Source organism: Pseudoalteromonas sp. SWXJZ94C (assembly GCF_015864385.1).
In the GTDB taxonomy this organism is placed as follows: domain Bacteria; phylum Pseudomonadota; class Gammaproteobacteria; order Enterobacterales; family Alteromonadaceae; genus Pseudoalteromonas.
In genome coordinates, this window is sequence record NZ_JADYXF010000045.1 from 13,771 (window position 1) to 40,225 (window position 26,455).

31 protein-coding genes and 1 other RNA gene are annotated in these 26,455 nt (G+C 38.7%); 18 read left to right on the forward strand and 14 right to left on the reverse strand.

Annotation, left to right across the window (positions count from 1 at the left end):
- Nucleotides 1–9 precede the first annotated feature (9 nt).
- From lptB to I6F65_RS17220, 6 genes are read right to left on the reverse strand one after another with little or no spacing between them, the layout of a single operon-like run.
- Nucleotides 10–735: an LPS export ABC transporter ATP-binding protein gene (gene lptB, locus I6F65_RS17195; RefSeq protein ID WP_024609452.1), complete on the reverse strand. Its 726-nt coding sequence runs from the start codon at nucleotides 733–735 to the stop codon at nucleotides 10–12.
- Complete coding sequence (gene lptA / locus I6F65_RS17200) at nucleotides 732–1,277, reverse strand: lipopolysaccharide transport periplasmic protein LptA (protein WP_024609451.1); 546 nt, start codon at nucleotides 1,275–1,277, stop codon at nucleotides 732–734. Before lptA ends, lptB begins: the two co-directional genes overlap by 4 nt.
- Nucleotides 1,267–1,821 (reverse strand): LPS export ABC transporter periplasmic protein LptC, encoded by a 555-nt coding sequence (gene lptC, locus I6F65_RS17205; RefSeq protein WP_197114114.1) that lies wholly within the window; start codon nucleotides 1,819–1,821, stop codon nucleotides 1,267–1,269. Before lptC ends, lptA begins: the two co-directional genes overlap by 11 nt.
- A complete protein-coding gene (gene kdsC / locus I6F65_RS17210) occupies nucleotides 1,818–2,369 on the reverse strand; it encodes a 3-deoxy-manno-octulosonate-8-phosphatase KdsC (protein WP_197114116.1) in 552 nt (183 codons plus the stop codon). Before kdsC ends, lptC begins: the two co-directional genes overlap by 4 nt.
- Nucleotides 2,370–3,341: a KpsF/GutQ family sugar-phosphate isomerase gene (locus I6F65_RS17215; RefSeq protein WP_166109639.1), complete on the reverse strand. Its 972-nt coding sequence runs from the start codon at nucleotides 3,339–3,341 to the stop codon at nucleotides 2,370–2,372.
- Between the two features lie 3 nt (nucleotides 3,342–3,344).
- Nucleotides 3,345–4,313, reverse strand: a complete 969-nt coding sequence (locus tag I6F65_RS17220; protein WP_197114135.1) for a calcium/sodium antiporter — start codon at nucleotides 4,311–4,313, stop codon at nucleotides 3,345–3,347.
- Between the two features lie 267 nt (nucleotides 4,314–4,580).
- On the opposite strand from I6F65_RS17220, the gene I6F65_RS17225 reads away from it, so the two are divergent.
- From I6F65_RS17225 to murA, 7 genes are read left to right on the forward strand one after another with little or no spacing between them, the layout of a single operon-like run.
- The gene (locus I6F65_RS17225) at nucleotides 4,581–5,396 is read left to right on the forward strand and encodes an ATP-binding cassette domain-containing protein (RefSeq protein WP_033024145.1); all 816 of its coding nucleotides are present in this window, start codon (nucleotides 4,581–4,583) and stop codon (nucleotides 5,394–5,396) included.
- Nucleotides 5,396–6,175 (forward strand): lipid asymmetry maintenance ABC transporter permease subunit MlaE, encoded by a 780-nt coding sequence (gene mlaE / locus I6F65_RS17230; protein WP_166109643.1) that lies wholly within the window; start codon nucleotides 5,396–5,398, stop codon nucleotides 6,173–6,175. Before I6F65_RS17225 ends, mlaE begins: the two co-directional genes overlap by 1 nt.
- A gap of 13 nt (nucleotides 6,176–6,188) precedes the next feature.
- Nucleotides 6,189–6,737: an outer membrane lipid asymmetry maintenance protein MlaD gene (mlaD, locus tag I6F65_RS17235; RefSeq protein WP_024609444.1), complete on the forward strand. Its 549-nt coding sequence runs from the start codon at nucleotides 6,189–6,191 to the stop codon at nucleotides 6,735–6,737.
- Nucleotides 6,738–6,742: 5 nt separating this feature from the next.
- Nucleotides 6,743–7,423: a phospholipid-binding protein MlaC gene (locus tag I6F65_RS17240; RefSeq protein WP_024609443.1), complete on the forward strand. Its 681-nt coding sequence runs from the start codon at nucleotides 6,743–6,745 to the stop codon at nucleotides 7,421–7,423.
- A complete protein-coding gene (locus I6F65_RS17245; protein WP_024609442.1) occupies nucleotides 7,416–7,709 on the forward strand; it encodes a lipid asymmetry maintenance protein MlaB in 294 nt (97 codons plus the stop codon). The genes I6F65_RS17240 and I6F65_RS17245 overlap by 8 nt, the downstream gene beginning before the upstream one ends.
- A 5-nt stretch (nucleotides 7,710–7,714) precedes the next feature.
- A complete protein-coding gene (locus tag I6F65_RS17250) occupies nucleotides 7,715–7,972 on the forward strand; it encodes a BolA family protein (RefSeq protein WP_006792109.1) in 258 nt (85 codons plus the stop codon).
- A 13-nt stretch (nucleotides 7,973–7,985) separates the two neighbouring features.
- The gene (gene murA, locus I6F65_RS17255; RefSeq protein ID WP_197114118.1) at nucleotides 7,986–9,245 is read left to right on the forward strand and encodes a UDP-N-acetylglucosamine 1-carboxyvinyltransferase; all 1,260 of its coding nucleotides are present in this window, start codon (nucleotides 7,986–7,988) and stop codon (nucleotides 9,243–9,245) included.
- 148 nt (nucleotides 9,246–9,393) lie between these two features.
- Here murA and I6F65_RS17260 read toward each other — a convergent pair whose 3' ends face one another.
- The 3 genes from I6F65_RS17260 to I6F65_RS17270 all read right to left on the reverse strand — a co-directional run bounded on the left by I6F65_RS17260 (nucleotide 9,394) and on the right by I6F65_RS17270 (nucleotide 12,510).
- Nucleotides 9,394–10,476: a trypsin-like peptidase domain-containing protein gene (locus I6F65_RS17260; protein ID WP_024609440.1), complete on the reverse strand. Its 1,083-nt coding sequence runs from the start codon at nucleotides 10,474–10,476 to the stop codon at nucleotides 9,394–9,396.
- A gap of 102 nt (nucleotides 10,477–10,578) precedes the next feature.
- Entirely contained in the window at nucleotides 10,579–11,931 is a 1,353-nt protein-coding gene (locus tag I6F65_RS17265; RefSeq protein ID WP_166109647.1) for a Do family serine endopeptidase, read from the reverse strand.
- Between the two features lie 135 nt (nucleotides 11,932–12,066).
- Nucleotides 12,067–12,510, reverse strand: a complete 444-nt coding sequence (locus tag I6F65_RS17270) for a YhcB family protein (protein ID WP_024609438.1) — start codon at nucleotides 12,508–12,510, stop codon at nucleotides 12,067–12,069.
- A 133-nt stretch (nucleotides 12,511–12,643) separates the two neighbouring features.
- On the opposite strand from I6F65_RS17270, the gene zapE reads away from it, so the two are divergent.
- From zapE to I6F65_RS17310, 8 genes are all read left to right on the forward strand, one after another.
- Nucleotides 12,644–13,732, forward strand: coding sequence for a cell division protein ZapE (gene zapE, locus I6F65_RS17275; protein ID WP_197114120.1), 1,089 nt, complete (start codon nucleotides 12,644–12,646; stop codon nucleotides 13,730–13,732).
- 271 nt (nucleotides 13,733–14,003) lie between these two features.
- Nucleotides 14,004–14,432: a 50S ribosomal protein L13 gene (gene rplM, locus I6F65_RS17280; RefSeq protein ID WP_007378318.1), complete on the forward strand. Its 429-nt coding sequence runs from the start codon at nucleotides 14,004–14,006 to the stop codon at nucleotides 14,430–14,432.
- Nucleotides 14,433–14,440: 8 nt separating this feature from the next.
- Nucleotides 14,441–14,833 (forward strand): 30S ribosomal protein S9, encoded by a 393-nt coding sequence (rpsI, locus tag I6F65_RS17285; RefSeq protein WP_024599268.1) that lies wholly within the window; start codon nucleotides 14,441–14,443, stop codon nucleotides 14,831–14,833.
- Nucleotides 14,834–15,415: 582 nt separating this feature from the next.
- Nucleotides 15,416–16,006 (forward strand): ubiquinol-cytochrome c reductase iron-sulfur subunit, encoded by a 591-nt coding sequence (petA, locus tag I6F65_RS17290; RefSeq protein ID WP_007580333.1) that lies wholly within the window; start codon nucleotides 15,416–15,418, stop codon nucleotides 16,004–16,006.
- Nucleotides 16,006–17,271 (forward strand): cytochrome b N-terminal domain-containing protein, encoded by a 1,266-nt coding sequence (locus I6F65_RS17295; protein ID WP_024609466.1) that lies wholly within the window; start codon nucleotides 16,006–16,008, stop codon nucleotides 17,269–17,271. Before petA ends, I6F65_RS17295 begins: the two co-directional genes overlap by 1 nt.
- Nucleotides 17,268–18,017 carry a cytochrome c1 gene (locus tag I6F65_RS17300; RefSeq protein ID WP_166109650.1) on the forward strand — a complete coding sequence of 250 codons (750 nt, stop codon included), beginning with the start codon at nucleotides 17,268–17,270 and terminating at the stop codon, nucleotides 18,015–18,017. The genes I6F65_RS17295 and I6F65_RS17300 overlap by 4 nt, the downstream gene beginning before the upstream one ends.
- A gap of 80 nt (nucleotides 18,018–18,097) precedes the next feature.
- A complete protein-coding gene (gene sspA / locus I6F65_RS17305) occupies nucleotides 18,098–18,724 on the forward strand; it encodes a stringent starvation protein SspA (RefSeq protein WP_008172749.1) in 627 nt (208 codons plus the stop codon).
- Nucleotides 18,724–19,161, forward strand: coding sequence for a ClpXP protease specificity-enhancing factor (locus I6F65_RS17310; protein ID WP_024609468.1), 438 nt, complete (start codon nucleotides 18,724–18,726; stop codon nucleotides 19,159–19,161). The genes sspA and I6F65_RS17310 overlap by 1 nt, the downstream gene beginning before the upstream one ends.
- Nucleotides 19,162–19,289: 128 nt before the next feature.
- On the opposite strand, the gene dolP is transcribed toward I6F65_RS17310, so the two are convergent.
- From dolP to I6F65_RS17330, 4 genes are read right to left on the reverse strand one after another with little or no spacing between them, the layout of a single operon-like run.
- Nucleotides 19,290–19,856 carry a division/outer membrane stress-associated lipid-binding lipoprotein gene (gene dolP, locus I6F65_RS17315; RefSeq protein WP_024609469.1) on the reverse strand — a complete coding sequence of 189 codons (567 nt, stop codon included), beginning with the start codon at nucleotides 19,854–19,856 and terminating at the stop codon, nucleotides 19,290–19,292.
- Nucleotides 19,849–20,442: an SIS domain-containing protein gene (locus I6F65_RS17320; protein ID WP_197114122.1), complete on the reverse strand. Its 594-nt coding sequence runs from the start codon at nucleotides 20,440–20,442 to the stop codon at nucleotides 19,849–19,851. The genes dolP and I6F65_RS17320 overlap by 8 nt, the downstream gene beginning before the upstream one ends.
- Nucleotides 20,443–20,495: 53 nt before the next feature.
- Nucleotides 20,496–20,867, reverse strand: a complete 372-nt coding sequence (locus tag I6F65_RS17325; RefSeq protein ID WP_166109653.1) for a YraN family protein — start codon at nucleotides 20,865–20,867, stop codon at nucleotides 20,496–20,498.
- A 13-nt stretch (nucleotides 20,868–20,880) separates the two neighbouring features.
- A complete protein-coding gene (locus tag I6F65_RS17330) occupies nucleotides 20,881–22,758 on the reverse strand; it encodes a penicillin-binding protein activator (protein WP_197114125.1) in 1,878 nt (625 codons plus the stop codon).
- A 61-nt stretch (nucleotides 22,759–22,819) separates the two neighbouring features.
- On the opposite strand from I6F65_RS17330, the gene rsmI reads away from it, so the two are divergent.
- Together rsmI and rnpB are read left to right on the forward strand one after the other, a co-directional pair.
- A complete protein-coding gene (rsmI, locus tag I6F65_RS17335; RefSeq protein WP_024609473.1) occupies nucleotides 22,820–23,677 on the forward strand; it encodes a 16S rRNA (cytidine(1402)-2'-O)-methyltransferase in 858 nt (285 codons plus the stop codon).
- Between the two features lie 42 nt (nucleotides 23,678–23,719).
- Nucleotides 23,720–24,084: RNase P RNA component class A (gene rnpB, locus I6F65_RS17340), an RNA gene on the forward strand.
- Nucleotides 24,085–24,175: 91 nt separating this feature from the next.
- On the opposite strand, the gene I6F65_RS17345 is transcribed toward rnpB, so the two are convergent.
- The gene (locus I6F65_RS17345) at nucleotides 24,176–25,255 is read right to left on the reverse strand and encodes a mechanosensitive ion channel family protein (RefSeq protein WP_166109661.1); all 1,080 of its coding nucleotides are present in this window, start codon (nucleotides 25,253–25,255) and stop codon (nucleotides 24,176–24,178) included.
- Nucleotides 25,256–25,375: 120 nt separating this feature from the next.
- Between I6F65_RS17345 and I6F65_RS17350 the strand changes: the two genes are divergently transcribed.
- Nucleotides 25,376–26,329: a YihY/virulence factor BrkB family protein gene (locus I6F65_RS17350; protein ID WP_024612653.1), complete on the forward strand. Its 954-nt coding sequence runs from the start codon at nucleotides 25,376–25,378 to the stop codon at nucleotides 26,327–26,329.
- Nucleotides 26,330–26,455: the final 126 nt, after the last annotated feature.

A 26,455-nucleotide genomic window follows, 5' to 3' on the forward strand; every position in this document is an offset into this window, starting at 1 on the left:
GCGTTAATGTTACAGCCTAAATTGCTCGCCTAAGTAAACATCGCGTACTGTTTTATCGTTTAATACGTGTTCAGGAGTGCCAGATGCAATTAGCTCCCCATGAGAAACAATGTAGGCTTTTTCACAAACATCAAGGGTTTCTCTTACGTTATGATCGGTAATTAATACACCAATCCCACGGTTTTTAAGATGTTCTATTATTTTCTTAATATCTAATACTGAAATTGGGTCTACACCAGCAAAAGGTTCATCTAGCAATATAAACTTAGGATCGGCGGCAAGTGCACGTGCTATTTCTACACGGCGACGTTCACCACCGGATAAAGCCATACCTTGGCTATCACGAATATGCTGAATGCTAAATTCATCCAATAGATTATTTAATGTGTCTTCTCGAGCTTGTTTATTTAACGATTTACGCGTTTCTAAAATAGCCATTAAGTTTTGGTAAACAGTCAGTTTTCTAAATATTGACGATTCTTGTGGTAAATACCCTATCCCTAATCTAGCACGACTATGCATAGGTAAAAGAGTAATATCGTTATCATCGATGGATATTTTACCTTTGTCGCTAGGTACAAGTCCTACAATCATATAAAACGTTGTAGTTTTACCTGCACCATTAGGTCCAAGTAAACCAACAATACTGCCAGCCTTAACCTCAAGACCTACATTTTTAACAACTTCACGACCTTTATAGCTTTTTGCTAACAGCTCTGCTTTTAATGTGCTCATGGTTGACCTTTATCGCTTTTTTTACTTTTTGTAGCTTCAATAGGCACTAAAATAGTATGAACGCGATCGGTAGAGTTTTCGTCTTTTTCAGCACTAATAAGCTGTTGCTGCATATCGTAAGTAATGCTTTTTGCGTTAATTTTTTGTCCAGCTTGCGATACTTGTGCATCGCCAACAAGTGTTAAAAAACGCTTAGCTACATCGTAACGAACTTCGTTCGCACTTGCGCTCATTATTGTGCCGTCATCTTGCTTTTCTTCAAAGTACGCAGGGCTGCCAGTGGCAATTAATAACTGTTTATTGTCACCTAATTCGTCACGCTTATGCACTTCGAGGCGGTCAGCCGTAATGCGACGGTTACCATGAATAATTTCAACATTTTTTTCAAAAATACCTACATTAGCTTTTAGTTGGCCTTCTTGTTTGTCGGCACTAATTGATATTTGATTAGCGGCAGGTTGTGTACTTTGTTCTGCTGCATTACTATTAAAGGCTAGTATAAGTGTAGGAATAATAAGTGATTTTAATATTTTATTGGTCATAGTATATGGTTCGCGTATGGTTAATGAGTTTTATCACTTCAGTTTTTAAATCGGCTTCAAGGCCTTTACCGGTGATTTTTAAGTTAGGTCCAGTCACAATGACAGGCTGTTCGGAGCGCATTGTCAGTTGCTTTATATCTACTTGAATATTATCGGCATTGATCTTATCAATCATTGCGTTGTCAGTTAGATTTTTAGCGACTACGTTGCCCTCTAAAATTAACTGTTTACCTTCATACAACGTTGCTTCATCCGCATTGATGCGCCATGTTTGCTTTTCGTCATATAAAGTGAAAATAGGTTTTTCAAAAAAGGTAAAGCCTAACTGTTGATACAGCTCCATTTTTGCAGCAGTTACTTTATGGCTAATTTTACCATTCTCATCATACGCCGTTTGCTTTAATTCTATGGCGATATAGTCAGGTTTAGCTACAACTTCTTGCTCTACCTGCGTTGCAATATTTGTTTGTGTAAAATAAGGGTACCAAAGCCAAACCATACAGCTGATGAATAAAACGCTTAGTATTATGCGCGCTGCATTCATGAACTTGTACCTTGAGTAGTTAATGGCTTGTTGTTTTCAAGCATTAGTAAATCGGTTAGTTCTCTTACAGCACCAAAACCGCCTGGCATTTGTGTAGTGTAGTGCGATAAACGCTTAATTAGTGGATGCGCATCGTTAACAGCTACTGCAAAACCGACTAATTCCATTACTGGCATATCAGGACCGTCGTCACCTATATAGGCAATTTTTTCATCGCTTAAGTTGAGCTTATTTTTTAGCTCTTGGTAGGCAATAAGTTTGTTTTCTTGACCTTGATAAATATGTTGAACGGTTAGGCTGCTCATACGTTGTTGCACTATATGCGAATGACGCCCTGTAATAACAGCAACTTCAAACCCGCTATTAATAAGTGCTTTTATACCAAACCCATCTTTTGTATTAAACGCTTTTAGCTCTTCGCCTTGGTTTCCAAGGTAAATACGACCATCAGAAAATACACCATCAATATCGCATATAAGCAGTTTTACTTTTTTAGCGCGCGCTTTTGCGTCATCGCTCAGCGGTTGATAGAGTTCTTCAAATTGCATTTATAATACTCCTGCTTTTAATAAATCTTGCATATTCAGTGCGCCAATAGGCTGGTTTAACTCATTTACAACGATTAAACCATTAATGCGTTTGTGTTCCATTATATTAAGCGCTTCGGCTGCAAGCATACCTTGAGTTGCCGTAGTGCATGATTTGGTCATTACAACATCTATAGGTGTTGAATGGATATCTATGCGTTGCTCTAAAATACGACGTAGGTCGCCATCAGTAAATAATCCGGCCAATTGCTGATTTTCGTCAACAATAGTCGTCATGCCTAAGCCTTTTGCAGACATTTCAATAAGTGCATCTTTTACAGTTTGTGAAATACTAATAATAGGCGTGTTTGTACCGCTGTGCATAACATCTTTTAAAGTAAGCAATAAACGTTTGCCTAAACTTCCACCAGGGTGAGAAAGAGCAAAATCATCGGCAGTAAATCCACGAGCTTCTAAAAGCGCGACAGCCATAGCATCTCCCATGGCGAGTGTTGCCGTTGTACTTGCTGTTGGCGCTAACCCTAAAGGGCAAGCTTCTTTTTCTACTTTAATGCATACATGTACATTAGCAAGTATTGCCATTGTAGATTCTGTATTACCCGACATGGCTATTATTTTTGCACCAAGGCGTTTTAAAACCGGAATAATATTTAATACTTCGCTGGTCTCCCCTGAGTTGGAGATAAGTATTACTACGTCACTTGAAGTGATCATACCTAAATCGCCGTGACTTGCTTCACCTGGATGTACAAAAAAAGCAGGGCTACCTGTGCTAGCAAGAGTTGCTGCTATTTTAGTGCCTATATGACCAGACTTCCCCATGCCAATAACTATAATACGTCCTTTGCAATCAAACATTAACTGGCATGCTTGATTAAAGTTTTCATCTACATATTGAGTAATATCACTAAGTGCTTGACGTTCTATATCAAGAACGCGCAGACCTTGTTTTATAAAATTCAGTTTTGTCATGATTTACCCTACTTGACTAAAAATGTACCCTTGGTAGCTCAAAAATGCGACTAGCAATAAACCACCTTCTACTCTATTTATACGTTGAGAACCTCTAAAGTTCAATGACATAACAATAAGGGCGATGGTTGCGCCAATCATGATAAGTATATCGCGACTAGCTACCGATGGGTCGATCATTGATGGATTAATAATACCAGCAAGCGGTAACACGGCTAAAATATTAAAAATGTTTGAACCAATAATATTACCTAAGGCTAAATCATCTTCATTTTTAAGCACACCAGCAATTGAAGCTGCAAGCTCTGGTAGGCTAGTGCCAATAGCAATAATAGTTAAACCGATAACCAAGTCACTCAGACCAAAATATTTTGCAATATCGACTGCTGAGCCGATTAAAAAATATGAGCTTACCGGTAATAAAACTATACCTATCACTAACCAAAATAGCGCTTTTTTAGTGGATACGTTATTAGGAACATCGTCACAAGCTTCTACTACCAACGGATCATTTTTATTTTTCGAACGTAATGATACGATAATCAATCCGCTAATAAACACCACAAAGCCAATTAGAAGTGCGATACCTTCAGTTAATGAAAAGTAGTTATCTGAAAAGATATACCAAGTAACAAACGATATTATTAGCACAAGCGGTATTTCGCGTTTCAATGTACTTGATGAAACATTGAGAGGGCGAAATAAGGCTGTAACACCCAATACAAGTAAAATGTTTGTTATGTTTGAGCCAATAACATTGCCTACCGCAGTATCTGTTTTGTTAGCTAATGCTGCAGAAACCGAAACCATCATTTCTGGAGCAGAAGAGCCCATAGCAACAACAGTTAAACCTATAATTAAGGTAGAAACGCCAACGTTTTTTGCAAGCGCCGCAGCGCCATAAACAAACCTGTCTGCACTCCAAACTAAAGCTGTAAAACCAAGAATTAAAATAACAAACGAGGTAACCATTGCGTTAAGCCAGTTATTCAAAATATATATTGTGCGAATAGTAACAAAAGCCAACATGAAAGTATAAATAAAAGAGTAAGGTCTACTTGTTGTGTAGCACTTGTTTTATAAATGTTTTAAGCGCTTTTATTCAAAGCTTAAGCCGGGGTTAAGCCGTTTTAAGCGAGCCTTACGATCCATTTCGCAGGTGTATTACAAAATCTTACGAATTGTTTTTTCCATCTTGGGTGAAAAAGCCTTAAAATAGGAGAACTAGTGAACATTTTTATGGAGAGCGACTTGTCGCAATCAATAGTAGAAGTAAAGGATGTTAGCTTTTCGAGGGGCAATCGAAGCATATATAAAAATATGAGCTTTAGCGTTCCTAAAGGTAAAATCACTGCGATTATGGGACCAAGTGGCATTGGTAAAACAACTATGCTGCGTTTAATTGGTGGTCAGCTTAAACCTGACTCAGGTGATATTTTATTTGAAGGCGGCAGCATTCCAAAAATGACGCGCAAAGAATTATACGAAGCGCGAACTAAAATGAGCATGCTATTTCAAAGTGGTGCGTTATTCACTGATATGTCGGTATTCGATAATATTGCTTTTCCTATAAGGGAGCACACTAAACTGAGTGAAGATTTAATTCGGTTAGTGGTATTAATGAAATTACAGGCTGTTGGATTACGTGGTGCTAAAGATTTAATGCCTTCAGAACTTTCAGGTGGTATGGCAAGACGTGCCGCACTTGCACGTGCGATTGCATTAGATCCAGAGTTAATCATGTATGATGAACCATTTGCAGGTCAAGATCCGATTTCGATGGGCGTATTGGTTAAGCTAATTAAGTCGCTTAATGAAGTGCTTGGTTTGTCGTCTTTAATTGTAACGCACGATGTGACAGAGGTAATGAGTATTGCCGATCACGTTATTATTATTGCCGATCAGGGCGTAATTGGTTGCGGTACTCCAGATGAAATGCGAAATCATGAATCTCCTTTAGTTCAACAGTTTTTAAAAGGCTTGTCGGATGGTCCAGTACCATTTCATTTTCCGGCTCAAGCTTATGCAGATGAACTGCTTGGAGAAAAAGCATAATGTTGGATTTATTTCAAAGGCTAGGACATAAAACGCTAGGTCGTTTTGCGGCTCTTGGGCGGTCAGCTTATATGCTATTTAGTGCATTGGCGCATGTTCCTAATTTTAAAAAAGGTTCGCCACTGCTTATTCGTCAACTTTATATGGTGGGTTCGCAATCGTTACTCATTATTATGGTGTCGGGTTTATTTATCGGCATGGTATTAGCGTTACAAGGTTATACCGTGTTAGTTGGTTATGGCGCTGAGGATAGTTTAGGGCCGTTAGTTGCACTGAGTTTATTGCGAGAACTAGGTCCGGTTGTTACTGCATTACTTTTTGCTGGGCGTGCAGGTAGTGCACTTACTGCTGAAATAGGTTTAATGAAAGCAACTGAGCAGCTTTCATCACTCGAGATGATGGCAATTGATCCGCTAAAACGTATTATAGCACCACGCTTTTGGGCTGGTTTTATCAGTATGCCATTGCTAGCACTAATATTTTCAGCCGTAGCAATTATAGGCGCTCATTTGGTTGGTGTTGATTGGCTTGGTGTTGATACAGGTAGCTTTTGGTCAATAATGCAATCTCAAGTGTCGTTTCAGCAAGATATATTAAACGGTATTATTAAGAGTTTTGTATTTGCCATTGTAGTGACCTGGATAGCGCTTTATAAGGGCTATGACTGTGTACCGACTTCTGAAGGGATCAGTAAAGCAACCACCGAAACGGTTGTTCATTCGTCATTGGCAGTTTTAGGTTTTGACTTTATTTTGACAGCGGTAATGTTTACCAGCTAATAGGGTATAGATAATGAATTCACGGAAATTAGAAATTTTAGTTGGCTTTTTTGTCGCACTTGGCATTTTAGCTTTTGCAATGTTAGCGCTTAAAGTTGCCAATTCAGGTATTAGTGGTTCTGGTGAAACATACACACTCAATGCAAAGTTTGAAAACATCGGATCATTAAAAGCACGTGCACCAGTAAAAGTGGGTGGTGTAGTTATTGGTCGTGTTGATTCTATTTACGTTCACCCACAAGAGTTTTTACCTGTTGTTAATATGACTATTGATGCACAATATTTGTGTCGTTTTTCAGATACAAGCTCAATATCTATTTTAACCTCAGGGATTCTAGGTGAGCAATATTTAGGAATACATCCGGTTATTTCTCCAAATTCAGCAGAGCAACGCTGTTTAGGACAAACCGTAACTGAAAATAAACAAGACGAAGCGATTGATGATTTATTTGGTGTAGAGAGTAAAGCACTAGGTGATGGCGATTCAATTACAGATACTAAGTCTGCCATAGTACTTGAAGAATTAATTGGGCAGTTTTTATTCAACCAAGGTAGTGAGTAATTATTATGTTGAAAAAGTTTTTAGCTATTGTAGCACTAGGTACAATGACATTAACGCAAAGCGTTAGTGCCGCAGACGTTAAATTGGTCGATCCGAACAAAATGGTTCGCCAAGTGGCAGACAACACATTTGCGCGCATTAAAAAAGACCAGCCATTAATTGTTAAAGATAGTGAGCATCTTCGCGTTATTGTTGAAGAAGAATTAATGCCTTATATCGATTATAAATATGCAGCACTTCGCGTATTAGGTAGCGAAGTATCTAAAGTACGCGCTATTACCGATGATGCTGAAAAAGCAAAAGCAATTAAAGATATTCAACGCTTTATTGTTGTGTTTAGAGAATACTTAGTTGCAACTTATGCTGGTGTATTTACACAGTATACAAATCAAAAAGTTGAATTTGGTGCTGAGCAAGCATTTAAAGGCAAAGATGTCGTTGTTGTTAAGACTAAAATTGTTGAAGATGGTAAGCCTGACATTAAAATCGATTTTAAAGTACGCGAAGACCGTGACGGTGAATGGCGCGCTTACGATATGATTGCTGAAGGTATTAGCTTATTAGATGCAAAACAAAGTGAACTACAAGGTATTTTACGCCAGCAAGGTATCGATAACGTAAGTAACCTTTTAGAGCAAAAGAGTCAGTTACCAGTACAGTTTAGAGGTAATGGTGCGAATGACTAAACTGGCGATAAGCCATGTTGATGAACAACATTTTCGAGTGAGTGGTGAACTCACTCGAAATTCAATTGGCGATGAACAACTTCTGAACAACAAGTTATTAACTAAGCATAAAATCGTCTATTTTGACCTTAGTGAGGTATCTAGGGTTGACACAGCGGGCTTAGCTTGGTTAATTCACTCTTTTGCAGAATTAAAGCAACAAGGCGTACGCCTCGAGTTGCAAAATCCACCTGAACAATTGCAAAATTTAATGCAGTTGGGTCAAGTTACAACCCTATTTGAGTGAGAGTTATGGAAACTAGCCAAGTCGAAACATTATTACGCGAAGAACTTCAATTAGCTGAAGTGCATGTGAAAGCCAATGGTAGCCATTATGAAGTTGTTGCCGTAGGTGAATGCTTTGATGGTTTAAGCCGAGTTAAAAAGCAGCAGCTAGTTTATGGTCCATTAATGAATACAATTTCAGATGGCACAATTCACGCAGTATCAATTCGTGCTTTTACTCCAACAGAGTGGAAACGTGAACAAAAATTTATTTTACCGCAATAAATAGGGCTCCCTAATGGATCAATTTGTAATTCAAGGTGGCACTTCACTTGCTGGTGAAGTTACTATTTCTGGCGCTAAAAATGCTGCACTTCCTATTTTATTTGCTTCTCTACTAGCTGATGGTAAAAGTACATTTTCTAATGTACCGCGTCTTCGCGATATAGTGACCACCGAAGCATTATTAAAAACCCTAGGTGCAGATGTTAATTGGCATGGCGACACGTTAGTAATTGACGGTGCAACGGTCAATAAAACATTAGCGCCATACGACTTAGTTAAGCAAATGCGCGCATCTGTACTTGCCTTAGGTCCTTTGGTTGCGCGCTTTGGCGAAGCCCAAGTGTCGTTACCTGGCGGTTGTGCTATTGGTGCTCGTCCTGTTGATATTCATATTCAGGGCTTAGAGCGCATGGGCGCCCAAATTGACGTCGAAAACGGCTATATTAATGCCAAGGTAAATGGTCGTTTAAAAGGCGCTGAGATCTTTATGGAAATGGTAAGCGTTGGCGCTACCGAAAACCTATTGATGGCAGCAACACTTGCTGATGGTAAAACGGTACTTGATAACGCTGCACGTGAACCAGAAATTATCGATTTAGCCAATTGCTTAATTGCAATGGGCGCTAAAATCATTGGTGCGGGCACTAGTCGTATTGAAGTTGAAGGTGTTGAGCGTTTAGCTGGATGCGAACATAGTATTTTACCTGATCGAATTGAAACCGGTACATTTTTAGTTGCAGCAGCAATGGCTGGCGGTGAGGTACTTTGTAAAAATACCGATTTTCATTCACTAGAGCCCGTAATTGAAAAACTACGTGCAACGAATGCGCATCTTGAAGTACATGAAAACAGTATTTATTTAGATATGCGTGGTCGTGAACTTAAAGCCGTCAATATTAAAACAGCGCCGCATCCTGGTTTCCCTACTGATATGCAAGCTCAGTTTACAGCTTTGAATGTAGTGGCAAATGGCAGTGCAACAATAACAGAAACAATTTTTGAAAATCGTTTTATGCATGTACCAGAGCTGCAACGTATGGGTGCTAATATTCGCTTAGAGGGCAATACAGCAATTTGTGGTGACACAAAAAGCTTAAGTGGCGCTCAGGTAATGGCAACTGATTTACGTGCTTCAGCGAGTTTAATTTTAACTGGCATAGTGGCACAAGGTGAGACAATAGTTGACCGTATTTATCATGTTGATAGAGGTTATCAACGTATTGAAGATAAGCTTAGTGCGCTAGGTGCAAATATTAAACGAAGAAGTAGTTAATAATTTTTTACTTCTAGCTTAGTGTTATGCGCTTTTAGTTAATGGTTATCTTTAGTAAATAAAAAGGCGTAGTGCTGGCACTACGCCTTTTTGCTTTATCTACTAAAAATAAATAGCTGTAAAGTTAATAAAGGTTATTATCTTTAATTTAAAGCTTTGTCTCAAGTTCAGCAACAGTCACCATAATTTTTTCTATTTTCCCATCTCTGTAAAGCTCAAACTCTATTTCTTTACCTGGCTCTGTATTACCTATTTCTTTTAGTACACTTTGTGGATTAGCTACAGAAAGCCCTGCAATTTTAATAACAATATCTTGCTCCTCAATGCCAGCTTGCCATGCCGGACCTAGAGGGTCTAAGTTAGTAATACGCATACCAGAAACCGGTGTAAGGCTATCGTTAACTTCTTTGCCAGTACTATCAACTGCGGTGCCTTCAAAGCCTAAGTAGCCACGTACAACACGACCATGGCGAATTAATTTACCCATTACTTCTTTTGCTAGAGAATAGGGAACTGCAAAAAATATTCCCTGAATATTTAAATTTTCGCGCGTTTTAAATTGCGCTGAGGTAATACCTACTAAGTCGCCATTAGAATTAACTAATGCGCCGCCAGAATTACCAACATTAATAGCTGCGTCCATTTGCAGTAAATTGTTGTAAGGGCTATCAGTAATTTTTTGCTTACCGGTTGCGCTAATAATTCCCTGGGTAATTGTTTGCCCTAAATTAAGTGGATTACCTATTGCAAGTACTACATCACCTACACTAGACGCATAGTCATCATTTATAGGAATTACAGGCAGGTGGTCTGCATTGATTTTAAGTAATGCTAAGTCGGTAATAGTGTCAAAACCAATAAGTTGCACATCAAAAAAACGTCTGCCATCGGTTAAAATAACCATAATCTGATCTGCATTATTAACAACATGGTAATTAGTTAAAATGTAACCGTCTTGCGACATGATTACGCCCGATCCAAGCTCTTGTACGGTGTTTTTTCTTTTATAACGTGGTTCTTTAGAAATACTCTCTGAGAAAATAGTAACCACAGAAGGAGCTGCACGTTTAACGGCATCCGAAAAACTTAAATGACTAGCGCTCATAGCACTTGGTAAAGGAACGTTAGGAAGTAAGGCCGCTCGCATATTAGGGCTGAAAAAAACCACTAAAAAAGCAATACTGAGCCCTGCAAATAAAGGGGGGAGAACAAATTTTATTAGTTTCAGCACGAGTTTCTTATTATTTAAGTGAGCAATCTCTTTATGATGACATAAAAAAAATAACAGCGGCAAGTGCCACTGTTATTTTTATTACATTAATCGTGTTATTTATTATTGAATTAAAATAAATATAGACTCACGACCACGTTTAACACCAAGTACGATATTACCTTTTGTACTATCGATGATTTTATTCATATCACGAATCGTTTCAACTCGTTGACGATTCACTTGCATTATTATGTCGCCTTCTTCAAGACCAACACGTGCTGAAGGAGAGCGAGGGTCTACTGATGTAACCTCTATTCCTTTATTACTATTTTTTTGCACGTTTTCAAGTTCGGCACCTTGGAATGCAGGGTGTAGTTCTTCGCCTGTAGCTGTTACACCTGATGCACCATCAAGCGTTACTTTTACTGTTTTAATTTTTCCGTCGCGGTAAATACCGAGTTTTATTTCGCGACCTTCACCTAGCGTAGCAATTTTACTGCGCAGCTCATGGAAACCACTAATATCACCACCGTTAATACTAACAATAACGTCACCAGCTTCAATACCTGCTTTACTTGCCGCTGTATCGTCCATTACTTGCATAACGTAAGCGCCTTGCTTTACATCAAGTTGCTGTGCTTTGGCGAGTCCTGCATCAAGAGGGCGACCAGATATACCTAATGACCCCCGACGTACTTCACCGTGTTCAATAATTTGATCAACAAGGTTTTTCATCATATTCGATGGAATGGCAAATCCAATACCCACGTTGCCACCAGAAGCACCTAAAATAGCCGTATTAATACCAATCAATTCACCGTTAAGATTAACTAATGCACCGCCAGAGTTACCTTGGTTAATAGCTGCGTCGGTTTGAATGAAATCTTCATATCCTTCAATGTTTAAACCACTGCGACCAAGTGCACTTACAATTCCAGACGTAACCGTATGGCTTAAACCAAATGGGTTACCAATAGCAACAGCAAAGTCACCTACGCGTAAATTATCTGAATTTGCTAGTTTTAGCTCTGTTAAATCGTCGGCATCAATTTGTAATAAAGCAATATCTGATTCTTTATCGGCACCTACTTTAGTTGCTTCAAACTCTCGTCCATCCTCTAGGGTCACAACCATTTTTTCGGCATCTTGAATTACATGGTTATTAGTAATCACATAACCTTCATCAGCGTTAATAATAACACCTGAGCCTAAGCCGCTAAATTGACGTTTTTGGCTGCGAGGTTGTTGATTACCAAAAAAGTATTCTAAGGGGTCTGCACGACGGCGTACTTCTTTAGAACCTGAAACCTGAATACTTACAACGCCAGGAGTGATTTTTTCAAGCATTGGCGCAAGAGTTGGTAATTGTTGACCATTCACTGCAATTGGCATTTTTGCATAAGACGTTACCGGGCTTAATAATAAGCTGGTAGATAAAATAGCTGCACTGATAAGTGATAATTTCATTTTCATAGTCAGGGTTAACTCCACGTAGAGAAAAACAAAAAACCAAAAAGGGCTACTTTTAAGCAGCCCTTTTTGGTTTATTGGAAAGATAAAACAACAAAGCTGTTATATCTAAAGACTATGGGGTCAAAAAAAAGTTCATCAAGATGCTTTAGAATGTTCTGAAACTTTGTTTTCCCCTACAAATAAACCTGATTCGCCCGATACATAATCCGCAGGTTGAGCTGCGGCTGAAGAACGATCGCATTGACGTTCTTTTAAAGACGCTTGTAGTTGCTCTGTTGTTTCTTTAGAAAAGAAAGGTTCGGCTGGCGTTTTCTTTTTGTCTTCTAATAGTAGTTGATTGGTCTCTTCAACATGACTAAGTAGTTGATCGTAGTTTTCTTTCATTTTATTCACTAGCTTACCAGTGTTTGCTAAATGATCGGCTACATCTTGACGATATTGCTCTAGAGTACTCTGAGCTTGCTCAGCTTGTTCTTTCAATTCATCTTGCTTAAATTGTTTTTTGGTAACAATTGCACCAATAAAAAATGCTACAACAGCAACAATAACAACTAAACCTACCCACATAACTGTGCCCATAAAATCTACCCCTTTGGGAAAATAACTAACAAATGCCGATTCAATTATAAATCATACTAAGGGTAATATACCCCGAGTTATGATGCGTGTTAATATGTTAGGCAAATTAAACGCGTTTTAACTGTAAATAGATATGACTCCTTGGCAAACATACCAGCAAGATCTTAAGCGAGATGACTTTGTATACGATGCAGCGCAAGAAAATGCAGTGCGTCATTTACAACGTTTATACGATGACCTAATTCAAAAAAAGCCCAAACAAAAAGGCTTTTTTGCAAAACTATTTAATAAAGATGAACCAGCTCCTATAAAAGGTTTATATTTTTGGGGTGGTGTAGGTCGGGGTAAAACCTATTTAGTTGACACCTTTTATGAAGCTCTTCCGGGAAAACGAAAAATGCGCGTACATTTTCATCGTTTTATGCACCGAGTACATGAAGAGCTTAAAAAATTAAACAACACAGCAAATCCGTTAGAAACAATAGCCGATATTTTTAAAGCTGAGACCGACATAATATGTTTTGATGAATTTTTTGTTCAAGACATTACCGATGCCATGTTGCTCGGTGGGTTAATGGAGGCATTATTTGCACGCGGAATTGTACTTGTTGCAACATCTAATATAGTGCCTGACGAACTTTATAGAAATGGCTTACAGCGAGCGCGTTTTGTGCCAGCAATTGAGCTTGTTAAAGAAAACACTGAAATAGTTAATGTAGATTCCGGGATTGATTATCGATTACGTACATTAGAGCAAGCCGAGATTTTTCATAGCCCATTAGATGAAGATGCGGATAAAAACTTATTTGAGTACTTTGATAAGCTGTCGACAGAACCAGGGCAACTGAACGAACCTATAAAAATAGAAGGGCGTTTAATTAAAACGCGTAAAGTAGCTAAAAGCGTTGTGATGTTTGAATTTAGTGAATTGTGCGAAACAGCACGTAGCCAAGTGGATTACATGGAAATTAGCCGACTATACAATACGGTTATTATATCTAACGTAAAACAACTAGGTCAAACCAACGATGATGCAGCAAGGCGCTTTATTGCTTTAGTAGATGAATTTTATGAGCGCCATGTAACTTTAATTATTTCAGCTGAAAAACCTATCACCGACCTTTATACGCAAGGCAATCTTAATTTTGAATTTAAACGCTGTATAAGTCGCTTGCAAGAAATGCAGTCATTAGAGTATTTAGCGAAAGAACATTTGATGTAATTCTTATTTATAGCAAGTAGATAAATTAATCATGTGCTTGCTATAAATCTTTTAATGAAATTTCTTGTGGAAAAAACAGGCGCTTGGTAGCAATGTTGTTTAAGTGCTGGTATACTCCCGCGTCTGCCACGTTGCGTTCTATGCCATCATATAGTCTAGCCACTTGTGAGCGGCGCAAAAGTCTAAAACTCGAAGGGGTTATAGCAAACTTAGAGCAGTAGTTAATATTAACTACTTGTGGTTTTAATTGAAAAACATTGGATTTTTATAAATGAAAACGTTTGTTGCTAAACCAGAAACAGTAAAACGTGACTGGTACGTAGTTGACGCTGAAGGTAAAACTTTAGGTCGCATCGCTACTGAAATCGCTCATCGCCTACGCGGTAAGCACAAAGTTGAATATACACCGCACGTAGATACTGGTGATTATATCATCGTTATCAACGCTGAAAAAGTTACTGTAACTGGTAACAAATTCAAAAACAAAGTGTACTATTCACACTCTGGTTTTCCAGGTGGTCTTAAGTCTACTACTTTTGATAAACTTCAAGCTGCAAAGCCTGAAATGATCATCGAGAAGGCTGTTAAGGGCATGTTGCCACGTGGTCCTTTAGGCCGCGCTATGTACCGTAAACTTAAAGTTTACACAGGTACTGAGCACAACCATGCTGCACAACAGCCTCAGGTTCTAGACATTTAAGGAGCACCATCATGGCAAATCAATACTACGGTACAGGTCGTCGTAAAAGTTCAAGTGCTCGCGTATTCTTACGCCCAGGCACTGGTAACATCGTAATCAACAAACGCTCTCTAGAAGAGTATTTTGGTCGCGAAACAGCACGCATGGTTGTTCATCAAGCTCTTGAGCTAGTTGATATGACTGAAAAATTTGACCTTTACATCACCGTTGCCGGTGGTGGTACAACTGGTCAAGCTGGTGCTATCCGTCACGGTATCACTCGTGCACTTATGGAGTTTGACGAGTCACTACGTCCACAACTTCGTAAAGCAGGTTTTGTTACACGTGATGCACGTAAAGTTGAACGTAAGAAAGTGGGTCTTAAGAAAGCGCGTAAGCGTCCACAGTTCTCAAAACGTTAATCTATACGTTATCAAGAATTCAAAAACCCAGCTTATGCTGGGTTTTTTGTTTTTAAATCAAAAAGTTTACATTTGCAACTTAATATAAATTGGTTAATGACTGAGGTCTGGCTTGATGATTACAGCAATTCATGGTGATCAAGTTTACTAATAACTGCGTATTAATCGAACGAAAGTTAAAAAATACTCAGATAGCTGCAAAAAAGTTAAATAATTATCGCAATTAGTGTAAATCCTTCAGTTAATTGATGGATTTTTTTGCTACAATTGTCCGGTAAGTAAAATGAGCGGGTTAACAACACTATGTACAGTTATTTACTGTTTCCTCTTAGTGAAGTTGATCTCGGTCAGTATATAGTTTTTACAAAAGCGGTATTATAATTATTCAGTTTTATACTCGGGCTTGCTTAACCAAACCATTGGTCAAGTTAGGTTCTTTAAGTATGGGACAGTGAATAACCTTGTTTTAATCAAGGGTTTTAATTATGATCGCTTTTATTTTAAAAATTTCGAATAATTAACCTGCTGTAACTGATGTTCTCAATATAGCAAGTGTTGAGAATCATAAGTGGAGATAAGTGGATGAGCAATGCGCCTGTAGACAATGGCCGACGTCGCTTTTTAACCATAGCTACCTCTGTTGTTGGTGGTGTTGGTGCGGCTGGGGCTGCTGTTCCTTTTATTGCGTCTTGGAATCCAAGTGAGCGAGCTAAATCTGCGGGTGCGCCTGTAGAAGTAGATATCAGCAAACTTGAACCGGGACAATTAATACGTGTCGAGTGGCGTGGTAAACCTGTATGGGTTGTATCACGGACCCCAAAAATGCTTGAGCAAATGAAAGAACATGAAGGTCAACTTCGTGATCCGCATTCGCAAGAGCCACAACAATTAGAATCATCAACAAATGATTACCGTTCATTACGTCCAGAGATATTTTTGGCTGTAGGTATTTGTACGCATTTAGGGTGTTCACCTGGCTTTTTCCAAGGTAATTTTAGTGAAAAAGTTGAAGGAACCGATGATGGCTTCTACTGCCCGTGTCATGGTTCTAAATTTGATATGGCAGGCCGTGTATTTCAATCGGTACCTGCTCCATTAAACTTAGAAATACCACCTTATACTTTTCTTGATGAGACCACTATTTTAGTGGGCGAAGAAAAAGGGGCAGCATAATGTTTGGTAAGATTATTGGTTGGATAGACGACCGTATCCCAATGACACGTGTTTGGAACATGCATATTGCACAGTATCCAGCACCTAAAAACTTTAACTTCTGGTACTTTTTTGGCTCATTAGCCATGTTAGTACTAGTAAACCAAATACTAACTGGTATTTGGTTGACGATGAACTTTGTTCCATCTTCTGAGGGCGCATTCGCCTCAGTAGAGTACATCATGCGTGATGTACCATATGGCTGGTTACTACGTTACTTGCACTCAACAGGTGCATCAGCGTTTTTCATCGTTGTATATATGCATATGTTCCGTGGCATGATCTACGGTTCTTATCAAAAGCCTCGTGAGTTATTGTGGTTGTTTGGTATGTTTATCTTCTTAGCATTAATGGCAGAAGCATTCATGGGGTACTTATTACCATGGGGTCAAATGTCATTCTGGGGTGCGCAGGTAATCATTTCATTATTCGGTGCTATTCCGGTTATTGGTGATGACTTAACACTTTGGATCCGTGGTGACTATGTAATATCTGGTGCAACGCTTAACCGCTTCTTTGCATTACATGTAATTGCACTACCACTGGTTATTGTAATCTTAGTTTTCTTACACATTGTTGCTCTACACGAAGTGGGTTCAAACAATCCTGAAGGTATTGAGATTAAGCGTAAGAAAGGCTCTGTAGCTGAAAAAGATAAGCCTAAATTTAAATTTCATGAGTATTACACTGACAAAAAAGATATTGTTGATGCGATACCGTTCCACCCTTACTACACAGTTAAAGATATTGTGGGTGTGGTTGGCTTCTTAATTTTGTTTTGTTGGGTTGTGTTCTTTATGCCAGCGATGAATGGCTTCTTTTTAGAAGGTCCAAACTTCGAGGCAGCTAACCCACTTAAAACACCTGAGCATATTTTCCCAGTTTGGTACTTTACGCCATTCTATGCAATCTTACGTGCAATCCCTGATAAGCTTATCGGTGTTGCGGCGATGGGTGCATCGATTGTGGTACTTGCGTTATTACCTTGGGTAGACCGCGGTAGAGTTAAATCGGTTCGTTACCGTTGTGGTTTTCATAAATGGAACATTGCAGGTTTTGTAGTTACTTTCGTTCTTTTAGGTTGGGTGGGTGCAACTCCACAAACTGACTTGAAAACGATTATTTCTCAAATCTGTACTGTGACTTACTTTATGTTCTTCGTACTGTTGTTTGTATACAGTAAGAATGAAAAAACTAAGCCATTGCCAGAGAGGTTAACGAAATGATGAAAAAGCTTATTATTGGTTTATTTGCTTTATCAGTAAACTTGTTGCCTAACATGGTTATGGCAGCAGGTCCGTCGGTTCCTTTAATGGAAGCGAATAATGACCTTACTGATCAACCATCTTTACAACGCGGTGCAAAGTTGTTCATGAACTACTGTCTTGGTTGTCACCAAATGCAGTATCAACGTTATGAACGTACTTTTCGTGATATCGGTATCCCAACAGAAGTTGGTTTAGAGCAGTTGATTTTTGACGGTTCTAAAGTAGGTAGCCATATTACAAATGCGATTAAAAAAGACGATGCAGCAAACTGGTTTGGTGCGGCTCCGCCGGACTTAACGCTAATTGCTCGTGTAAAATCACCAGATTATATTTACACGTACTTAAAATCGTTTTATAAAGATGAATCTCGCCCGTTTGGGGTTAACAATATTGTTTTCCCATCGGTAGGTATGCCTCACGTTCTTCAAGAACTACAAGGTTTACCAACGCCTATAACTAAAGATGTAGAAGAACATGGTCACACTGTGACTAAAGTTATTGCTACTGAAACAGATGGTACGGGTGAATTAAGCGTAGATGAATACGACCAAGCGGCTCGTGATTTAACAAACTTCCTTGAGTACGTGGGTGAACCTTCACGTCTTGAATCGGAAGCGCTAGGTATTAAGGTAATTGGATTTTTAATTATCCTGTTTATCTTGGCATTTATGCTTAAGAAAGAATACTGGAGAGATGTTCATTAAGTTGAACATTTTTAAAGGTAATTTTGCAATAGGGGCTTAAGCCCCTTTTGCTGTTTTAGTTATTTAATGGAGGTATAGGCATGGCCGTAGCTGCCAATAAGCGCCCTGTAATGACCCTTTTTTCTGGTGCTAACTGTATGTATAGCCACCAAGTACGTATTGTACTTGCGGAAAAAGGTGTAAGTGTAGATATTCATTTGGCTGAAAAAGATAACTTGCCAGAAGCACTTCACGAAATTAACCCTTACGGTACAGTGCCAACACTGATTGACCGTGAGCTTGGTTTATACCAGGCAAACATCATCATGGAATACCTTGATGAACGTTTTCCTCATCCTCCACTAATGCCTGTTTACCCGGTAATGCGTGGTCGTAGCCGTTTAATGATGCACCGTATTGATACTGATTGGTACAGCCTTGCTGAAAAAATCATCAATAACACATCAGATGCAGCTCAAGCTCGTAAAGAGTTAACAGAGGCTTTACTAGCTGTAGCACCTATCTTTAGCGAAGCGCCTTACTTTATGAGTGAAGAGTTTAGCTTAGTAGATTGTTACTTAGCTCCATTACTATGGCGTTTACCAGAATTTGGTATTGAGCTTAATGGTGCTGGTTCTAAAGAGCTTAAAGAATACATGATCCGTTTATTTGAACGTGAGTCATTTCAAGCTTCTTTAACTGAAGCTGAGCGTGAGATTCGTTTATAATGACGCCTAATCGTCCTTATTTATTACGAGCTTTTTTTGATTGGATAGTGGATAACGAATGCACACCACATTTAGTGGTAGACGCTGGATTTGCGAATGTACAAGTGCCAACGCAATTTGTTCAAGATGGACAAATTGTTTTAAACATAAGTCCTTCAGCAGTAACTCAGTTTTCGTTAGACCTTACCCAACTTAGCTTTAGTGCGCGCTTTGGTGGTCAGCCAATGCAAGTTTATGTGCCTTTAGGTGCAGTACTAGCAATATACGCGCGTGAAAATGGCGAAGGTACAGTCTTTACAGCAGATGAGTTTTTAGAGGACGAAGACAATTTTGCTCCAGAGCTTGAAAGTGTTGATTCATCAAGTGAATTTACTGATGAAACACCACCAGAAAAGCCTGAAAAGAAAAAAGGCTCCCATTTACGTGTTATTAAATAATATGTAAGTGCCAAAAAAAACCGCTAATTAGCGGTTTTTTTATGTCTGTAATAACTCATTAAAGTTTATAGTCATTAAATTAGAAAATTAATCGTCTTAACTATAAATTATCACCTGAGTTGGTGAGGTTACATATATTCAAAAACTTTAATTACACGTTCTACGCCAGATACATTGCGAGCAATATTTACGGCTTGGTTTGATTCTTGTTCTGATACTAGACCCATTAAAAATACTTCCGCGTTTTCGGTAACCACTTTAATGTTATTACTGCTGATATCTTTAGCGGTAAGTAGCTGCCCTTTAACTTTAGAAGTCAGCCAAGAGTCGTGAGTTTGTGTAGTAATACCAATATTTGAACCAATACGAATCTGATTGTGTATTTTACGAATACCCGAAACGTCTTCAATCGTTCGCTGAGCTTCGTCTTTCATTTCTTGGTTTGGAACCTGACCAACAAGTAAAACAATGCCATTAACGCTTACAGCGTTTATATGGGTGAATTTTTCGATACGTTCTACTTCACTAAGAGCAATACTGGCTTTTATTTCAATGTTGTTATCGTCAATTTGTGAGCCAATGGTACGACGATCGTTTGCAGCCGTTACTGCACTTGCTGTACCTGCAACAACTGCTGCTGCACAACCTTGTAATAATACAACCGTGCCTAAAACAATAAGAGAGCGTTTAAACATAATTTTCATCCTGAGGGAAAAGCGTTAAATCAACCAGTTCGCTTAAACAATGTAAGTTAACTAAATGCGATTCGATAATACGACTAGGGCGCTTTGAAGGTGTTCTAATTTCTACGTCGTTAGGACCAAGTAAACCTACTAATTCGCCGCCATCATCACCAACCATAACTATGACCTTCATATCTTTAGTTAGTGCGGCTTCAACGGCAGAAATAATATGCTTTTCATTACCATTAATTGCCAAAACTAAAAGTAAGTCACCTTGTTGGGCAAAAGCCCTTACTTGACGAGCAAAAGTTTCATGGTCATCGCTTTGGTTTGTTTGTCCCAAGTTTATATTTTCTTGAGATAAAGCAATAGCAGGTAGGCAAGGGCGTTCAGTTTCATAATGATTAATTAATACACCCGCCATATGTTGCGCCAGCATATGGCAATTTGCAGTACCACAACAAATTAGTTTGTTTCCGTTGATCATACTTTGCGCAATAGTAAATGCGGCTGATTCAAGTGCGCTAGGTAAAACTTCGCCGGCGGCTATTTGTACTTGAATGCTTTCTGTAAAAATTTCTTTAATTGTATCTTGCATGGAATACCAATAATTTATACTTAGTCTTTAACTAAAGTTCAGGTTATTTACGCCTAAAATACGTTTTTAAGCCAATTAATATTAGGAGATGAGTCTCCTGTGATGGCTACATAATCAATTCTTAGCGCTTGATTGGTTAAGTTTTTAGCCGCTAAATAATGATATATACTGCGTTTCAGCCGAGCTTGCTTTTGTGGACCTAAAGCGTAATTAGCGCCACCACGAGCATTATTTTTACGAAATTTAACTTCAATAAATACAAGAGTGTTGCCATCTTTCATAATGACATCAAGCTCTCCAAAGGGGCAGTAATAATTTCTTTCAATAGGCGTTAGCCCTTGAGTAATTAAATACTTTTGCGCTTGAAGCTCATAATACTGACCTTTTTCACGACTATTTTGCCACAGCTCTTTAAACCACGACATGTCGCCCCCTTGTTTAATTTATAGTTTGTATTTCACTCGCTGTTTGCATAAACAAAGGCACCGGACGCTGTGTTTTTAACTGCACAGGTTTAATACGGCGGTTTGAATATTGTGCCCAGTCGAGTGTGCGTTCAATGTGCCCACTACTGTTAACAGATAATTTGCCACTCAAGCCACTAAATTGGCTGCTAGGCATAACACTTAACTGCCTAATATCGTGTAGCACTGATACCGCGTCATAGGCCATAGCAAACAAGCGTTGACTTATATCAGCTTGATCTGACCATAGTGAATTGTATTGCTCTCGCAAATCTTGCTGTTTTATTTGTGAGTTAATCATCCATGGTAGTTCTGTAAAGTATAGGCCATCTAAATCGCCTTTGTCTGTGCGGTCTATCTGCTTACTATGACTTTTTGAACTTGCATAAAGTGGAATGCGGTCTGAAAACGTACTTACATTAACATCAAGAAAAGGCTTAATTAAACGTGTTTCAATTGCATCACCTAAAATATAAATAACATCTATATCACCACGAGAGCGTGTTTCATTTTCTACTTCTTGTCTAAATAATGCTTTTACAGTTTTTATACGCTCTTTTGATTTATCAACTTCTAATAGGCTAGTAATTGTATTGGGCATATCTTTTTTATCATCGTAAAAGCCAATCTGTGGTTTAGTCTGACTGTAACGTTGCCATTGTAAATTAAAATAGTCTACAAGACGTTGCCCGTTAGCATTATTAGGTGCTAATAGCATTGGTTTTTGATAACCCATTGCTAAAAAATGCTCTAAAGCTTGTTCTACTTCGTGCTCAGGATTAAGCGCAAAAAAGTAATGCTGCAAAGAAACCCGGTCGCCATCAAAGGTATTTAAATGTAGGGCAGGAGTATCTATTAATGTTTTAGCATTAGCGAGTTTATCTATATTAACTTTTAATAAAGGACCTACAACAAAGTCAGGTTTTATTTGTTCAAGCTGCGCTGCAATTTCTTCTGTACTTAGGTTTTCATCAATAAAAATAGTTTCATTGATATTTTGTTTATCAAGAGCGGCTAACACGCCTGCTTTAAGTGCATCACCTAAGCGCTCATTAGGGCCCGATTGAGGAAACATTACAACTAAACGTTCAATATTTATAGGGGTCAATTCAGTCAGTGCTTCATCTTGTTTAGGCAAAATACTACGCGCCGGATGACCTACATAACGGCGACGCCAATTATTAATGGCTTGATCTAATTCAACCCCACTGTTTGCATAAACTTGTTGATATAAAGCAAGGTTTACCCAACCTTGTTGAATAACCGTTCCGCGATTAAAGCGTTCAAGTGCATAAGATGATAATTGCTTTAAGTTGTCCCACAAACTTTGATTAAGTTGTGGTATTTCCATATTGTTTTTAGTTGCTGTTTCAGAGGCTCTAAAAAAATAAGGCGCAGCTTTCTTCGGAAAATTTTGTGATGCATAAATGCTTGCTGTTAAAAACTGGTGCCAAGCAAAATGTTCAGGTTGAGTAAGTTGACCATCTAAAGATTGCAAAATAACTAATGCTTGGTCATTTTTGTTTTGTTGTTTTTGTGCAAATGCAATATAAAGGCGGTTTTGAATTTGATCAACACTTGCCGTTAGCTCAAGTTCACTACCTATCTGCTCTAATAATGACCAGTTTTGCTCTGTTATAGCTGCATCACGTGCGCTATACAATAACTGTATTTTATCGGCACCTTGGCGATTTTGAGCTAATAAGTAAATAGATTCTGCACTGGTTGCCTGATTTTTTAGTGCATTAGCGCTGTTACTGAAGTTATCGCTGTTTTTAGTTGGTTTTTCGGTTGTGCTACAAGCCGATAACCCTGACAATATAATTAATAGACTAACTAGTTTAAGTCGCACAATGATTTCCCAATACGTTAACGCGATTTGCTTATATTACTGACTGACGCAGGAGACCTCAATGTTAAATGAGGAGAATTCACAGAAAATTGGCACTCTTTACATTGTAGCCACCCCAATTGGCAATTATGACGACTTAAGTCAGCGAGCAATCGCGACATTATCGCAAGTTGACTTAATAGCTGCTGAAGATACTCGCCATACCGGCAAGCTACTTAGCCATTTTGGTATTAAGGCTAAAACCTTTGCATTACATGACCACAATGAGAAGCAAAAAGCACAACAAATTATTGATCAGCTCAATCAGGGTTTAAATATTGCTTTGGTTTCAGATGCTGGTACACCATTAATTAGTGACCCTGGTTATGCAGTTGTAAACCTGTGCCGCGAACAAGGTGCCCATGTAACTCCTGTACCTGGTGCGTGCGCTGCAATTACTGCAGTATGTTGCTCTGGCTTACCAACTGACCGTTTTCAATTTTTAGGTTTTACACCCGCTAAAAGTAAAGCTCGCCAAGACTTTTTTATTGAAGCCGTTAATTCAAGTATGACGAGTATTATGTACGAAAGTACGCATCGCATTATGGCAAGCCTTGACGATTTAGCTAATGCACTCGGTGACGATCAACAAGTTGTGTTTGCTAAAGAGCTAACTAAAACCTTTGAAACATTTTTTAATGGCAGTGTCAGTGAGTTAAAGCAGTTTTTAACTAATGATCCGACTAAGCAACGCGGTGAAATAGTACTCATGTTGCCTGGTAAACCAAAGTTAGTCGATGATGTACCGCCTGAAGCACGCAAAATGCTGACGCTACTTGAAAGCGAAATGCCAATGAAAAAAGCCTGCGGTATTGTTGCAGATTACTTTGGAATGAAGAAAAACGCCCTGTATAAAACAATTATTGAAGAAAAAGAGTAAATCTTACTGCGCTTGGCATTTGCCTCATGTATACTGCGCGCCGAGTCAGCCAAGATGATCGCTGCCTGTGACGAAAATGATCAGGGGGAGGAAAGTCCGGGCTCCATAGGGCAGAGTGCCAGCTAACGGCTGGGGGGCGTGAGCCCACGACAAGTGCAGCAGAGAGGAGACCGCCAATCTTCTGATTGGTAAGGGTGAAAGGGTGCGGTAAGAGCGCACCGGGCCGCTAGTAATAGTCGGTTGCAAGGTAAACTCCACTCGGAGCAAGACCAAATAGGGTTCCTTATGGCGTGGCCCACGTTGGAACCGGGTAGGTTGCTTGAGCCATAGAGCGATTTATGGCCTAGACGAATGATTATCACTTTCTTCGGAAAGGACAAAACCCGGCTTATACGGCTGACTCACTCATTCAATAAAAAGCCCGCAGTTAACGCTGCGGGCTTTTTTGTGTCTAAATTTTTGTGTCTAAATTTTAGTTATATATAATCTAAGCCATCCTTAAATAATATTTTTTCCTTGTTCTGGATCGCGTGATTGCTCTGCTTGTTCGCGTATTTCATCGGTGTCGCTGCTTACATCATCAAGCGTTTTAGTTTGATCAATTGTTTCACTCTTTTTGTTTTTGCTCTGAGATGGCTGTTTTTGCTCTGAACTAGAAATACTGTCGTTAGGGGCTGTGAGTATAATTCTTTCTCGTGCGTCATCAGGCATACTAATATTTTGTTTTGTAAACTCATTCACAAGCTCTCGCATAAGTTGTGAGCCTACCTTTAATGGGCTGTGCTGTTCACTATTAACCCAAAAATACAAAACAAAGTTAATTGTTGAGGAGCCTAAGTTTTTTATTAGTACTTGTGCCGGCGGGTCGATAAGCACCGCGTTTTGTTGATTCGCAATATCGAGGGCGAGAGTTTGTGCGCTGCGTATGTCGTTATCGTAGCCTATACCAATTACTACTTTACCGCGCATTTTTGGATTGGCAGTTAGGTTTTTAATGGTATTTTTATACACAGTCGCGTTAGGAATTTGAATATGATTGCCATCGTAATCAACAAGCGTGGTTGCTCTTGCGGTTACTTTTTTAACAATACCTAATCGGCCATCTACTTCAATGACATCGTCAATTTTAAAAGGTCTTTGTACACTCAATAATAAACTGGCGATGAAGTTCTCTGCTATGTCTCTAAAAGCAAAGCCGAGTATTAAACCGATTAACCCAGTCCCACTCATAATGGCAACAGCAAATTGAGTAAGCCCTGCTAAACGTAAAAATAAATACACTCCTAATAAAATAATTAAGGTGCTTATGCTGCGCCTTATAACGAGATGAACAAGTTTACTGTCGGTCATGTAATCAATGGGTTTAATAAGTAATCGAGAAAGTGGTCCTGCAATTAAGTAACTGAGTACTAAAAGTATTATACCAAGTAAAAGTGTGGGTAAAATTTGCGCTATTGCGTGAAGTAATTGCACGCCTTGATCATAAAAGAAATTCCACGAAAGTGTGTCAACTCTAATTATTTCAGTTGTTGGTGCTGTATTATTTAGTGCTAGGCTGCTTTGTAGAGTAGTGAGCATGGCTTATCTTCCGTGTTAGAGTCACTTATAGTTAAATGTTAGCAAGTTTGATACCAAACGCTTTATTTAACTTGGCAAATATTTTGCTGTAATAACATAATACAAATTTTGAGGTTTAGAATGAAAGAAGCTAAGCGAGGGCAGCAAGCTACACAACCTATAAGTATTCCTGCTGTGGGTTGGTGGGATATTGCTAAACGTATTTTTAAACAAATGGATGAAGACAATTTATCGCTTGTTGCTGCAGGTGTGGCATTTTATGCTCTACTTGCTATTTTTCCGGCAATTGCTGCATTAGTATCAGTTTATGCCTATTTTGCATCTCCTATTGATATAAATGAGCACTTAAGTCAATTTGTTACGTTATTACCCGATAGCACACGAGAGCTTATTTTATCGCAAGTTTCGAGCCTTGCCCAAAGTTCAAACGCAAGCTTAAGTATGAGTGCTTTGGGTACATTAGTATTAACTATTTGGAGTAGCTCAAAGGGAAGCCAAGCATTAATTACTGCGTGTAACATTAGTTACCGTGAATATGAAAAGCGATCTTTTTTTCAAGCGCAATTGGTTCGATTTTTGTTTTCGGTAGGCGCTATTGTTGTGTCTATTTTTGCGTTATTGATTATTGGTATTTTACCGATTGTTCTCAACTTGGTAGGTTTACAAGAAGAAGTTGATTTACTTATAAAGCTTATTTCATGGCCATTGCTGGCATTTACTTTTAATTTTGCATTAGTACTTTTATACAGATATGCACCACATCGTAAACCAGCTAAGTGGCGCTGGATCACGATGGGATCGTCTATTGCAACCGTGCTTTGGATTGTTGCTTCGATTGGTTTTTCATTTTACGTGTCGCGTTTTTCAAGTTACAACGAAACCTACGGATCGCTAGGTGGTGTTGTTATTATGCTTATGTGGCTTTATATAAGTGCTTATATTGTTATTCTAGGTGCTTCTACTAATGCTGCTACAGAGCAGCAAACTGCAATAGATAGCACAATTGGTCCATCTAAAGAAAGAGGTCATAGAGGCGCTTACGTTGCCGATCATCTCGATGTTAAAAATAATTAATTTAAAGCGTATTCATAGGTTAGACATTAAGAGATAATTGGATTCAGGCCGCATTTTAATCGTCCTTTTTCTTTATCTCTTTTTGGGTTCGCTCTTCGTGCATATTTTGACAAAAAACTGATAGTT

What these genes read in the sequence shown, in the direction of transcription:
- I6F65_RS17225 (WP_033024145.1), top strand. Translation starts at nt 4,581, where the DNA reads ATGGAGAGCGACTTGTCGCAATCAATAGTAGAAGTAAAGGATGTTAGC.
- I6F65_RS17350 (WP_024612653.1), top strand. Translation starts at nt 25,376, where the DNA reads ATGAAAGAAGCTAAGCGAGGGCAGCAAGCTACACAACCTATAAGTATT.
- rplM (WP_007378318.1), top strand. Translation starts at nt 14,004, where the DNA reads ATGAAAACGTTTGTTGCTAAACCAGAAACAGTAAAACGTGACTGGTAC.
- I6F65_RS17265 (WP_166109647.1), bottom strand. Translation starts at nt 11,931, where the DNA reads ATGAAAATGAAATTATCACTTATCAGTGCAGCTATTTTATCTACCAGC.
- lptB (WP_024609452.1), bottom strand. Translation starts at nt 735, where the DNA reads ATGAGCACATTAAAAGCAGAGCTGTTAGCAAAAAGCTATAAAGGTCGT.
- I6F65_RS17220 (WP_197114135.1), bottom strand. Translation starts at nt 4,313, where the DNA reads ATGGTTACCTCGTTTGTTATTTTAATTCTTGGTTTTACAGCTTTAGTT.
- I6F65_RS17325 (WP_166109653.1), bottom strand. Translation starts at nt 20,867, where the DNA reads ATGTCGTGGTTTAAAGAGCTGTGGCAAAATAGTCGTGAAAAAGGTCAG.
- I6F65_RS17320 (WP_197114122.1), bottom strand. Translation starts at nt 20,442, where the DNA reads ATGCAAGATACAATTAAAGAAATTTTTACAGAAAGCATTCAAGTACAA.
- I6F65_RS17240 (WP_024609443.1), top strand. Translation starts at nt 6,743, where the DNA reads ATGTTGAAAAAGTTTTTAGCTATTGTAGCACTAGGTACAATGACATTA.
- I6F65_RS17215 (WP_166109639.1), bottom strand. Translation starts at nt 3,341, where the DNA reads ATGACAAAACTGAATTTTATAAAACAAGGTCTGCGCGTTCTTGATATA.
- kdsC (WP_197114116.1), bottom strand. Translation starts at nt 2,369, where the DNA reads ATGCAATTTGAAGAACTCTATCAACCGCTGAGCGATGACGCAAAAGCG.
- petA (WP_007580333.1), top strand. Translation starts at nt 15,416, where the DNA reads ATGAGCAATGCGCCTGTAGACAATGGCCGACGTCGCTTTTTAACCATA.
- I6F65_RS17345 (WP_166109661.1), bottom strand. Translation starts at nt 25,255, where the DNA reads ATGCTCACTACTCTACAAAGCAGCCTAGCACTAAATAATACAGCACCA.
- sspA (WP_008172749.1), top strand. Translation starts at nt 18,098, where the DNA reads ATGGCCGTAGCTGCCAATAAGCGCCCTGTAATGACCCTTTTTTCTGGT.
- zapE (WP_197114120.1), top strand. Translation starts at nt 12,644, where the DNA reads ATGACTCCTTGGCAAACATACCAGCAAGATCTTAAGCGAGATGACTTT.
- lptA (WP_024609451.1), bottom strand. Translation starts at nt 1,277, where the DNA reads ATGACCAATAAAATATTAAAATCACTTATTATTCCTACACTTATACTA.
- I6F65_RS17310 (WP_024609468.1), top strand. Translation starts at nt 18,724, where the DNA reads ATGACGCCTAATCGTCCTTATTTATTACGAGCTTTTTTTGATTGGATA.
- rsmI (WP_024609473.1), top strand. Translation starts at nt 22,820, where the DNA reads ATGTTAAATGAGGAGAATTCACAGAAAATTGGCACTCTTTACATTGTA.
- murA (WP_197114118.1), top strand. Translation starts at nt 7,986, where the DNA reads ATGGATCAATTTGTAATTCAAGGTGGCACTTCACTTGCTGGTGAAGTT.
- I6F65_RS17270 (WP_024609438.1), bottom strand. Translation starts at nt 12,510, where the DNA reads ATGGGCACAGTTATGTGGGTAGGTTTAGTTGTTATTGTTGCTGTTGTA.
- mlaD (WP_024609444.1), top strand. Translation starts at nt 6,189, where the DNA reads ATGAATTCACGGAAATTAGAAATTTTAGTTGGCTTTTTTGTCGCACTT.
- mlaE (WP_166109643.1), top strand. Translation starts at nt 5,396, where the DNA reads ATGTTGGATTTATTTCAAAGGCTAGGACATAAAACGCTAGGTCGTTTT.
- I6F65_RS17300 (WP_166109650.1), top strand. Translation starts at nt 17,268, where the DNA reads ATGATGAAAAAGCTTATTATTGGTTTATTTGCTTTATCAGTAAACTTG.
- I6F65_RS17250 (WP_006792109.1), top strand. Translation starts at nt 7,715, where the DNA reads ATGGAAACTAGCCAAGTCGAAACATTATTACGCGAAGAACTTCAATTA.
- I6F65_RS17295 (WP_024609466.1), top strand. Translation starts at nt 16,006, where the DNA reads ATGTTTGGTAAGATTATTGGTTGGATAGACGACCGTATCCCAATGACA.
- dolP (WP_024609469.1), bottom strand. Translation starts at nt 19,856, where the DNA reads ATGTTTAAACGCTCTCTTATTGTTTTAGGCACGGTTGTATTATTACAA.
- I6F65_RS17245 (WP_024609442.1), top strand. Translation starts at nt 7,416, where the DNA reads ATGACTAAACTGGCGATAAGCCATGTTGATGAACAACATTTTCGAGTG.
- lptC (WP_197114114.1), bottom strand. Translation starts at nt 1,821, where the DNA reads ATGAATGCAGCGCGCATAATACTAAGCGTTTTATTCATCAGCTGTATG.